9 protein-coding genes are annotated in these 11,204 nt (G+C 66.7%); 4 read left to right on the plus strand and 5 right to left on the minus strand.

Translation table 11 applies throughout. The features are described from left to right. Positions 1-8: 8 nt before the first annotated feature. From JD971_RS10625 to JD971_RS10640, 4 genes are read right to left on the minus strand one after another with little or no spacing between them, the layout of a single operon-like run. Positions 9-458 carry a MaoC family dehydratase gene (locus JD971_RS10625; protein WP_202083253.1) on the minus strand — a complete coding sequence of 150 codons (450 nt, stop codon included), beginning with the start codon at positions 456-458 and terminating at the stop codon, positions 9-11. After that, a complete protein-coding gene (locus tag JD971_RS10630) occupies positions 458-2,383 on the minus strand; it encodes an acetyl/propionyl/methylcrotonyl-CoA carboxylase subunit alpha (RefSeq protein ID WP_202083255.1) in 1,926 nt (641 codons plus the stop codon). The genes JD971_RS10625 and JD971_RS10630 overlap by 1 nt, the downstream gene beginning before the upstream one ends. A gap of 6 nt (positions 2,384-2,389) precedes the next feature. After that, positions 2,390-3,991 (minus strand): carboxyl transferase domain-containing protein, encoded by a 1,602-nt coding sequence (locus JD971_RS10635; protein WP_202083257.1) that lies wholly within the window; start codon positions 3,989-3,991, stop codon positions 2,390-2,392. Then, positions 3,988-5,142 carry an isovaleryl-CoA dehydrogenase gene (locus JD971_RS10640; RefSeq protein ID WP_202083259.1) on the minus strand — a complete coding sequence of 385 codons (1,155 nt, stop codon included), beginning with the start codon at positions 5,140-5,142 and terminating at the stop codon, positions 3,988-3,990. Before JD971_RS10640 ends, JD971_RS10635 begins: the two co-directional genes overlap by 4 nt. 95 nt (positions 5,143-5,237) lie before the next feature. On the opposite strand from JD971_RS10640, the gene JD971_RS10645 reads away from it, so the two are divergent. From JD971_RS10645 to JD971_RS10660, 4 genes are all read left to right on the plus strand, one after another. Further along, positions 5,238-6,173 (plus strand): LysR family transcriptional regulator, encoded by a 936-nt coding sequence (locus JD971_RS10645; RefSeq protein WP_202083261.1) that lies wholly within the window; start codon positions 5,238-5,240, stop codon positions 6,171-6,173. Positions 6,174-6,184: 11 nt separating this feature from the next. Next, a complete protein-coding gene (locus JD971_RS10650) occupies positions 6,185-7,177 on the plus strand; it encodes a rhodanese-related sulfurtransferase (protein ID WP_202083263.1) in 993 nt (330 codons plus the stop codon). Then, complete coding sequence (locus JD971_RS10655) at positions 7,174-7,824, plus strand: glutathione S-transferase (RefSeq protein ID WP_202083265.1); 651 nt, start codon at positions 7,174-7,176, stop codon at positions 7,822-7,824. The genes JD971_RS10650 and JD971_RS10655 overlap by 4 nt, the downstream gene beginning before the upstream one ends. Positions 7,825-7,985: 161 nt before the next feature. Then, positions 7,986-9,230, plus strand: coding sequence for an MFS transporter (locus JD971_RS10660; protein ID WP_202083267.1), 1,245 nt, complete (start codon positions 7,986-7,988; stop codon positions 9,228-9,230). Here JD971_RS10660 and JD971_RS10665 read toward each other — a convergent pair. After that, complete coding sequence (locus tag JD971_RS10665) at positions 9,217-11,175, minus strand: tetratricopeptide repeat-containing sulfotransferase family protein (protein WP_202083269.1); 1,959 nt, start codon at positions 11,173-11,175, stop codon at positions 9,217-9,219. The two genes, JD971_RS10660 and JD971_RS10665, sit on opposite strands and share 14 nt — an antisense overlap. Positions 11,176-11,204 lie beyond the last annotated feature (29 nt).

An 11,204-nucleotide genomic window follows, 5' to 3' on the forward strand; every position in this document is an offset into this window, starting at 1 on the left:
CCGCGCGCTCACGCTTTCTTGCGCAGCAGCGCCGAGCGCAGGCAGCGGCACACGATCTCGTCCCGCTGATTGATCAGCTCGTGGCGAAAGGTGACGATCCCTGCATCGGGCCGCGATTTCGATTCGCGCACGCCATGGACCTCCGTCTCCGCCCGCACCGTGTCGCCGATGAACACCGGTTTGGGATGCACCAACGCATCATAGCCGAGATTCGCCACCAGCGTGCCCAGCGTCGTGTCCCCGACCGAAAGCCCCACCATCAGCGCGAATGTAAACGTGCCATTGACGAGGATCCGGCCGAACTCGCTCTCCTTCGCGGCCTCGGCATCGAGGTGGAGCGGCTGCGGATTATGGGTCATGGTGGTGAAGAGCAGATTGTCCGTCTCCGTCACCGTGCGGCGAATGTCGTGGGCGATGCGGTCGCCGATGGCCCATTCGTCGAAAAAGCGGCCTGCCATCAATCGTCCCCCTTTTCAATCCGGGCCAGCACGGCCTCCACCTGCACCTGATCGCCTTCGCTCGCCGACAATTCCGCGACCGTCCCGTCGAACGGCGCGGCGAGGGCATGCTCCATCTTCATCGCTTCGAGCACCATGAGCCGCTGCCCCGCGGTCACGCTATCGCCCTCGGCCACGTCGACGGAGAGCACCTTGCCCGGCATCGGCGCGAGGATCGCCCCGTCGCCCGCCGCCGCCGCGCCGGTCCCGCGAATGGCAGTATCGAAGGCATAGGCGGTTCCCGCATTGAAGAGCACGACGCGCCCCGCATCGCGATAGCCCGACACCACCGCTTCGGCCGCGACGTCGTCGACAAAGTCCAAATCGTCGTCGTCCTCGCCCACCCACACGGTTTCGTCATCCGCATGGGCGAGGTCGATGGTGCGCACGTCGCCCTTGAACGCCAGCGTCACCGCGCGACGGGGTGCCCGGTTGAGCCGGAAACCCGACAGCATCGGTTCGCCATCGTCATCCTCCGCCGCGATGCGCGCCGCCACGAGCCAGTCGGCATCGTCCGGCTCGCCCGCGGGGATCAGCGCATCGCCCCGGTCCGCGATAAAGCCGGTGTCGAGATCGGCGGCCCGGAAATCCGCATCGTTCAGCGCACGCACCAGGAACCCGGCATTGGTGCGCACCGGGAACACCTCCGTCTGCGACAGGGCGAGGGCGAGCGCGTCGATCGCCTCCTCCCGCGTGTCGCCGTGACAGATGACCTTGGCCACCATCGGGTCGTAGAACGGCGACACCTCGCCCCCTTCCTCGACCCCGGTTTCGATCCGGTCCGCCTCGCCGAACCACAGATGCTCCAGCCGCCCCGTGCTGGGCAGGAAGCCGGTCGCGGGATCCTCGGCATAGAGGCGCGCCTCGACCGCGTGGCCGTCGATGGACAGATCGTCCTGCGCCATGGGGATCGGTTCGCCCGCCGCGACGCGCAATTGCCATTCGACGAGATCGACGCCGGTGATTTCCTCGGTCACCGGGTGCTCGACCTGAAGCCTGGTGTTCATCTCCATGAAGAAGATGCGATCGGCGCGCAGGCCGTCGCTGGTATCGGCGATGAATTCGATCGTGCCGGCGCCCTCGTAAGCGACGGCCTTCGCCGCGCGGACGGCGGCGGCGCAGATTTCGGCGCGGGTGCTTTCGTCCATGCCGGGGGCGGGCGCTTCCTCGATCACCTTTTGATGGCGGCGTTGAAGCGAGCAGTCACGCTCGAACAGATGGACGACATTGCCGTGCGAATCGCCGAACACCTGCACCTCGATATGGCGCGGCGCGGTCATCCATTTTTCGAGCAGGACCGCGTCATTGGAAAAGCTCGCGCTGGCCTCCCGGCGGCAGGATTGCAGCGCGGCGTCGAAATCGGCCGCGTCGTCGACCTTGCGCATGCCCTTGCCACCGCCGCCCGCGACCGCCTTGATCAACACGGGATAGCCGATCTTGTCCGCTTCCCCCCTCAACCGTTCGGGCGACTGATCCGCGCCGTCGTAACCGGGCGTCACCGGCACACCGGCCTCCCGCATCAGCGTCTTGGCCGCGTCCTTCAGGCCCATGGCGTCGATGCTCGACGGTTTCGGCCCGACCCAGATCAGCCCTGCATCGATCACCGCTTGCGCAAAGCCCGCGTTTTCGGACAGGAAGCCATAGCCGGGATGGATCGCCTCGGCGCCCGTATCCTTCGCCGCGGCGATGATACGTTCGCCGACAAGGTAGCTTTCATTGGCGGGCGAGGGGCCGATATGCACGGCCTCGTCCGCCATGCGCACGTGGGGCGAGCGTGCATCGGCATCGGAATGGACCACGACCGTGCGGATGCCCATGGCGCGGGCGGTGCGGATGATCCGGCATGCGATTTCGCCGCGATTGGCGATGAGAAGGGATTTCATCATGTCAGATCACATCCTGAACACGCCGAAGGGCGCATGGTCGGGGATCGGCGCCTCGAGGCTGGCCGAAAGGGACAGGGCGATCACCTCGCGCGTTTGCGCGGGGTCGATGACGCCATCGTCCCACAATCGCGCCGTCGCGTAATAGGGATTGCCCTCGGTTTCGTATTTCTCGCGGATGGGGGCCTTGAATGCCTCGGCCTCCTCCTCGCTCCAGTTGTCGGCATCGCGGTGCACGGTGGCGAGCACGCTTGCCGCCTGTTCGCCGCCCATGACCGAGATGCGCGCATTGGGCCAGGTGAACATGAAGCGCGGTTGATACGCCCGGCCGCACATGCCGTAATTGCCCGCGCCGAAGCTGCCGCCGATGACGACGGTGATCTTCGGCACCTGCGCGCAGGCGACCGCGGTGACGAGTTTCGCGCCGTGTTTGGCGATGCCTTCCGCCTCGTATTTCCCGCCGACCATGAAACCGGAGATATTTTGCAGGAAGAGGAGCGGCACGCGCCTTTGACAGGCGAGTTCGATGAAATGCGCGCCTTTCTGTGCGCTTTCGCTGAACAATACGCCATTGTTGGCGAGGATCGCGACCGGCATGCCCATGACATGCGCGAACCCGCAGACCAGCGTATTGCCATAGAGCGGCTTGAACTCGTGAAATTCGCTCCCGTCGACGAGCCGGGCGATCACCTCGTGCACGTCATAGGGCGCGCGCACGTCGTCGGGGATCAGGGCGTAGAGATCCTCGGCATCGAACTTGGGTTCGCGCGGTTCCTGAAACGCGAGCGGGGCGGGGTTGTTCACGCCCAGATGGCTGACGATGTCGCGCACGATGGTGAGCGCATGATCGTCGTTTTCGGCGAGGTGGTCGGCCACGCCCGATTTGCGCGCGTGCAGGTCGCCGCCGCCCAGATCCTCCGCGCTGATCTCCTCGCCCGTGGCGGCCTTGACCAATGGCGGTCCGGCGAGGAAGATCGTGCCCTGTTCGCGCACGATCACGGTTTCGTCGGACATGGCGGGGACATAGGCGCCGCCCGCCGTGCAGCTTCCCATGACGCAGGCGATCTGCGGGATGCCCATGCCGCTCATCTGCGCCTGATTATAGAAGATGCGCCCGAAATGGTCGCGGTCGGGAAAAACCTCCGCCTGATAGGGGAGGTTCGCGCCGCCGCTGTCGACGAGATAGATGCACGGGAGGCGATTTTCGCGGGCGATTTCCTGCGCACGCAAATGCTTCTTCACTGTCATGGGATAGTAGCTGCCGCCCTTCACCGTGGGATCGTTGGCCGCGATCATCACCCAGCGTCCGGCAACCTGCCCGACGCCGGCGATCATGCCTGCGCCCGCCACGTCGCCTTCGTACATGCCATGCGCGGCGAGCTGCCCGATTTCGAGGAAGGGCGCACCGGGGTCGAGCAGCCGCTCCACCCGGTCGCGGGCGAGCAGCTTGCCGCGCGACACGTGGCGTTCGCGATGCTTTTCACTGCCGCCCAGCGCGGCGGCGGCGACGTGGCTGCGCAGGTCTTCGACGAGTTTCCGGTTGTGCGCGGCGCGTTGCCGGGCCTCCGGGCTCGCCATGTCGAGGGTCGAGGTGAGGACGGGACCGCTCATGATTTCATCAACTCCCGCCCGATCAGCATGCGCCGGATTTCATTGGTGCCCGCACCGATGTCGAGCAGTTTCGCATCGCGCAGGAAACGCTCCACCGGCCAGTCCTTGGTATAGCCGGCGCCGCCCATTGCCTGCACCGCCTCGTTCGCGACGCGAAAGGCGTTCTCGCTCGACAACAGGATCGCGCCTGCCGCGTCGAAGCGCGTCGTGCGCCCCGCGTCGCACGCCTTCGCCACGGCATAGACATAGGCCCGCGCCGATTGCAGCGCGACATACATGTCCGCGATCTTCGCCTGCATGAGCTGAAACTCGCCGATGGGTTTGCCGAACTGCTGACGCTCGCGAAGATAGGGGAGCACCACGTCGAGGCAGGCCTGCATGATGCCGAGCTGAATGCCGGACAATACGACGCGCTCGTAATCGAGGCCGCTCATCAGCACCTTCACCCCTTCGCCGATGCCGCCCATGACGTTGTCGTCGGGCACGAAGCAATCGTCGAAGACGAGCTCGACCGTGGGCGAGCCGCGCATCCCCATCTTGTCGATCTTCTGACCGATGGAGAACCCCTTGAAATCCTTCTCGATCAGGAAGGCGGTGATCCCCTTCGCGCCCGCGTCCATGTCCGTCTTGGCATAGACGACGAGCGTGTCGGCATAAGGCGCGTTGGTGATCCAGAACTTGTTGCCGTTAAGGGTCCAGCCGCCGTCGGCCCTGTCCGCCTTCAGCTTCATCGACACCACGTCGGAGCCTGCGTTCGTCTCGCTCATCGCGAGCGAGCCGACATGTTCCCCGCTGACCAGTTTCGGCAGGAATTTCGCCTTTTGCGCATCATTGCCCCACCGCGCGATCTGATTGACGCAAAGGTTGGAATGCGCGCCATAGGACAGGCCGACCGACGCGGATGCCCGGCTCACCTCCTCGCACGCGATGACATGGTGCAGATAGCCGAGCCCCAGCCCGCCGAATTCCTCCGGCACGGTCATGCCGTGGAGGCCAAGTTCGCCCATCTGCGGCCATAGCGCGCGGGGGAAGCTGTCCTCCGCGTCGATCTTCGCGGCGAGCGGTTCGATCTGTTCGCGGGCGAACCGTTGCACCGTGTCGCGGATCATGCGCGCATTCTCGTCTATGTCGAACTCGAACTGGGGGGTCATGGGTTTCCTCTCGGATCTCGTGTTAATTGCGTTCTAATCCCATGGGGCGGGGGGATGCAATTGATACGGCCTTATCGATACGATAGGTCTGGTCTATGATCGAACGCTATCTCGTGCGCTATTTCCTTGCCGTGGTCGAACAGGGCACGTTTTCGGCCGCCGCCGCCTCTGCGCAGGTGTCGCAGCCTACGCTGTCCTCCGGCATTGCCAAGCTGGAACGGCTGCTCGGCACGGTCCTGTTCGAACGGAACAATCGCCGGGTCGAGCTGACGACGGCGGGCACGCGCTTCATGCATCATGCCCGGCTGATCGAGCGGGAATTCGCCGCGGCGGAACGCGAAGCGGCGGACGATGCGCCCTCCATGCTCATCCGCATCGGCATCGCCTCGACGCTGCCGGCGGCGCTGAGCGGGCGGGCAGTCGGCGCCGCGCTGCGCGCCGAGGACGCCATCCGGATCGAGGTGGCCCATGGCCGCATGCGCGACCTGATGCAGAGCCTGCGGCGCGGGCGGCTCGATCTCGTCGCGGGGCCGGTGCCGGACGATGCGCTGTGCCTGCGCGACCTGTTCGAGGAGCCGTATCTCCTTGCCATGGCGGAGGACCATCCGCTGGCGGACCGGGCGGCGGTCACGGCGGACGAGCTGGTCCGCGAACCGATGATCGTGCGCCGATGGTGCGAGGTGCTGCCTGAAACGAGCCGTTTCTTCACGCAGGCCGGCATCCGCCCCTTCATGGCGTCGCGCACGACGAACGACGAAACCGCCGCCGCGCTGGTGCGGGCGGGGCTGGGCATGACGGTGATGCCGGCGTGCCACGCGGCGCCGGGCTTGCGGCTGGTCCCGCTCGACGGGTTCGCGATGCGGCGGCGGGTCGGTCTCGTGGCGGAGCGGGAGACGATGGGGCGGGTGGAGGGCTCGGCCGCGGTGCGGGCCTTGGGCGATGTGCTGGCGGGGCCTGATGCGGGGCCGGGATCGTCGCCCGATGCCGGGAATGGCGGATCGGATGCTGACGCGCGGCGCGATTGCGGCTAGGGACTGCGCGCATGACCGACGCTTGCCTGCCGACCGACCGTGCCGATCCCTCCGCGCCCGCTACGCCGCCCGTCCGCGTGGCCGCGCTCTACCGCTTTGCCCGGTTCGAGGATTGCGAAACGCTGCGTGCGCCGCTGCTCGACCTGTGCCGGGCAGAGGGTATTCGCGGCACACTGCTCCTCGCGCCGGAGGGGATCAACGGCACCATCGCGGGGACGGATGCGGGAATCGACGCGGTGCTGCGCCATATTCGTAGCCTGTCCGATTGCGACGCGCTCGACGTGAAATATTCCGCCGCGCCCACCATGCCGTTCCACCGGATGAAGGTGCGGATCAAGCGCGAGATCGTCACCATGGGACAGGCGGACATCGACCCGCGCGCGAGCGTCGGCACCTATGTCGAGCCGGAGGACTGGAACGCGCTCATCCGCGACCCGGCCACGATCGTGATCGACACGCGCAACGATTACGAGGTGCGCATCGGCACGTTCGAGGGTGCGATCGACCCGAAAACCGCAAGTTTCCGCGATTTTCCCGACTGGTTCCGGCAGGAGCGCGACCGCCTGCTGGGCGAGGGGAAGGCGCCGAGGGTCGCGATGTTCTGCACCGGCGGCATCCGCTGCGAAAAATCGACCGCGTTCTTGAAAAGCGAAGGGGTCGAGGACGTCCACCATCTCAAGGGCGGTATCCTGCGCTATCTCGAAACAATCCCAGCGGCGCAGAGCCTGTGGCAGGGCGAATGCTTCGTCTTCGATCAGCGCGTCGCGGTCGGCCACGGACTGTCGGTCGGCACCCATGCGCTGTGTCATGCGTGCCGGGAACCGGTCGCGGCGGCGGATCTGCACTCGCCCTTGTTCGAGGAAGGGGTGTCCTGCCCCGCCTGCCACGCGACGCGGACCGAGGCGCAGAAAGCCTCGGCGCGCGAACGCCACCGGCAGGAAACGCTCGCCGCGGCGCAGGGGCGCGCTCATGTCGGGGCAAGCATGGGGGAGGCTGAACGATGAATGCGCATGGCGGCGAAACCGGTCTGCCGGTGCTCTACAGCTTTCGGCGGTGCCCCTATGCGATGCGGGCGCGCCTCGCGCTGATGATAACGGGAACGCGCTGCGAATTGCGGGAGGTGAAGCTGAGTGCGAAGCCCGATGCGCTGCTCGCCGCGTCGGCGAAGGGAACCGTGCCGGTGCTGGTCATGGCCGACGGGACGGTCGTCGACGAAAGCATCGACATCATGCGCGCCGCACTGTCCCGCCACGATCCCGAAGGGTGGCTCGACCGCGACGATCCCGCGCTGATCGCGGCGAATGACGGCGGTTTCAAGCATGACCTCGACCGTTATAAATATCCCGAACGCCACGGGTCCGATCCGCTGGCCCATCGCGCGGCGGGGATGCGGTTTCTGCGCGATCTCGACACGCGATTGTCGCAAGCCGCGCAGCTTTGCGGCCATGCGCGCGGGATCGTGGATGCCGCGATCTTTCCCTTCGTCCGGCAATTTGCCGCGGTGGACCGCGCATGGTTCGCCGATGCCCCGGTGCCGCATGTGCGCGAATGGTTGAACGGCCATCTGGAATCGGAACTGTTCGCCGCCATCATGACAAAGCGCGAGCCATGGGCGCCGGGCGACGCGCCGGTGGTGTTCGCGCCCGTCTGAATCGCGGCTTCGGCCCCGCCGGTCGGTGCCTGTCCCGCTTTTGCTATACGTGGCGGTCACTTGCGACTAGGGCGCCCTGCGCGCGGGCGAGGTGATTCGCATGCGCGCATCGCATGGCCGCCGCGGCCAGGTGCCGGGTTCGACCGCAAAGGAGCAGATCGATGCGACAATTCGAACCGGTGAAGGCCGTCGGCAGCCTGCTGATCGCGGTGGCGCTGCTGATGCTGGGCAATGGGTTCGTCGGCACGCTGCTGTCCATCCGGCTGGAGGCGGCGGGCGTGTCCGCGCCGTTCATCGCCTTGCTCACGACGGCCTATTTCGCTGGGTTGACGGCGGGCTCGTTCCGCATGGGCGGGCTGGTCGCGCGGGTCGGGCATATTCGCGCCTTCGGGGCGGTGGTGTCGCTGCTCTCGGCGAGCACGCTGACCTATGCGATCTTTCCGCATCTGGTGCTGTGGATCGTGCTGCGCTTTGTCGACGGGCTTTGCATCGCGGGCGTGTATCTGTGCATCGAAAGCTGGCTCAACCGGCGCGCCACGGTGGAAACGCGGGGCACGATCCTCGCCGCCTACATGATCGCGCTCTATTCCGGGCAGGCGGCGGGGCAGTTCTTCGTCAATCTCGAAGGGTCGCCGATGCTGCCCTTCGTGGTGTCGTCGGTGCTGGTATCGCTTGCCGTGATCCCGGTCGCGCTGACCCGCATTGCGAGCCCGGATATCGAGGCGCAGAGCCATATCGCGCTGCCCGCATTGTTTCGCGCGTCGCCGCTCGGGCTGGTGGGCGTGGGGGCGACGGGGCTGGCACTCGGCGCGTTCTACGGCCTGGCCGCGGTGGCGGGGCGGCAATCGGGCCTTGCCATCGGCAACATCACCTTTTTCATCAGCGCGGTGATCGCGGGCGGGGTCGCACTGCAATATCCGATGGGCCATCTTTCGGACCGGTTCGATCGCCGGCTCGTGATCCTGGTGGCGACGGTGGGCGGGGCGCTGGCGGCGGTCGCGCTGGCGTTGGCGGGCGCGGTCGTGTGGGCGATGGCGCTGGCGGGTGCGCTGCTGGGCGGGATGGTGTTCGCGCTCTACCCGCTATGCGTCGCGCATACCAATGACCGCCTCACCGAGGAGGAGCAGTTGAGCGCGAGCGGCGGGCTGATCCTCGTCTATTCGGCGGGGGCGGCGGCGGGGCCGATCGCGGGGTCGCTCGCCATGCAGATGATCGGGCCGGCGGGGCTTTACCTCTTCATCGCCGGGGTCATCGGCGCCGCGATGGTGTTCGCGATCTGGCGCATCTTCCGCAGCGAGGCCGTCCCCAACGATCAGCAGCAGCCGTATCAGATCCTGCCGCGCACTTCGCCCATGTCCGCCGCGCTGGAGCCGTTTTCGGAGGAAAGCGAGTTTATCGAGGAGTAAGCGCGGCCCTGAGCTCGCCGAGCCAGGGTTCGAAGGGTTTCCACGCATCGACCCCCGAACGGTTGATCGGGCGGCGCACCTGTTCCGAACTGGCCGTGCGGACGGCGCGGTCGGTGCGGTGGAAATCGAGGCAGGCCTCTTCGAACGGCAGTCCGCAATGGTCGAGCATGCGGCGCACCTGCCCCTCCAGATCGTCGAGAACATCCTCGTGTTGCACGCGCAGGACGCGGCCCGGCAGCACCTCGTCCCAATGCGCCATGAGATCGACGTAATCGCGGTAATAGCGCCCGATTTCTTTGAGGCCGTAGGTGAACTCCTGCCCTTCGGCGAAGAGCTGCTTGAACCCCGAAAAGCAGCAATCCATCGGCGCCCGGCGCGCATCGATGATTTTCGCGTTCGGCAGGATGAGATGGATTAGCCCGACATGCCGGAAATTGTTCGGCATCTTGTCGATGAAGAACGGCGCCCCCTGACGATGGATGCGCGTGTTCTCGATATAGTCATGGCCGAATTTCGCGAATTGTTCATCGCGCAATTCATGAAGAATTTCGGGGTAGCGCGATTGCCCGGCCCGCCGCCCGCGCAACCTGTGCGCGAGCGCGAGGATATCGGGCAGCTCCATCGTCCCGTCGACCATCGAGTGCGAGGCGAGAATCTGTTCCAGCAAGGTCGAACCCGCGCGCGGCAGGCCGACGATGAAAATGGGATCGGGCGCGGGATCGCCGCTCTTTTCATGGGCGGCGAACAGTTCGGGCGTGCAGGCCGCTTTCTGCCGGTTCAGCTCCTCGCTCATCCGGTCCGGGTCATAGCGGGTCTGCCGGCGTTTGAGGTCGTTGCCGGCGGCGTAATGGGCAAAGGCGGTGTCGTAATCCCCTGCATCCTCCGCCGCCTTCGCCATCGCGAATTCGAGGTGGACCCGGTCCATGAACGCCAGATCGCCGCGGCGCAGGAGCGCGGCCATCTCCGCCCGGTCGGTATCGTCGAACCGCCAGGTCTTCAGATTGGCGAGCGCATACCACGCATCGCCATGCGCGGGCGCGGCGGCGATGGCCGCGCGGTAGGACGCGACCGCATCCTCCTGCCGCCCCCGGGTTTTCAGCGCATGGCCGCGCGAAGTCAGCGTGGCGGGATCGTTTGGCAGGCGGGCCAGCACCGCATCGAACAGGTCGAACGCCTGCTCGTAATCGCCGGTCTGCATCGCCTCGATCGCGAGGTGCGACTGAAACAGCGGGTTGTCGGGATCGGTGCGGTAAAGCGCCTCGGCCTCCTCCCGCGCGCGGGCGAATTTCTGCCGCTTGCGCAGCGCGGCGATATAGTCGAGCCGCAATTGCACATTGTCGGGCGCAAAGGCGACCGCGCTTTCAAGCAGGAATTCCGCGTCGTCGACAATGCCCAGCCGGCTGCCGATTTCGGCGAGCAGGCGCATCGCCTCCACGTCGCGGGGATGGCGGCGCAGATAATGGCGGCAGATTTCCTCGGCCCGGAGCAGGCGCCCTTCGTGCAGATGATGCCCCACCGCGACCAGCTCGCGGGGCAGGGCGCGCAGCCGCTCCGCCTGCGCCATGGCCTGCGCCGCCTCGCCCGGTTTCCCGGCGGCGGTCAGCAATTCGGCCTGCGCTCTCCACGCGGCATCGAGAAAAGGGTTGAACCGGCACGCCCGGGTATAGGCATCGCGCGCGCGCTCCGCTTGCCCCTGCGCGCGGGCGAGGTGTCCCTGCTCCTGCCAGCCGCGCCCGTATTCCGGCGACGCGGTGTGCAGCCGGGCGAGATACTCCTCCGCGCTCGCATAGTCGCCGAGATAGCGCGCAGCGACCGCGGCGGCGTAGAGCGCATCGGCGTTCTCCCCCGTATCGAGCACCGCGCGCGCATGCGCCAGCCCCTCGGCAAAGCGCCCCTCGCGCAGCGCGTTCTGCGCCTGTGTCATCGTGTTGTTATCGTCGGTCATCGCCTGCATCCCGTGCCACCGCCTGCTCC

Source organism: Croceicoccus sp. YJ47 (assembly GCF_016745095.1).
Taxonomy (GTDB): domain Bacteria; phylum Pseudomonadota; class Alphaproteobacteria; order Sphingomonadales; family Sphingomonadaceae; genus Croceicoccus.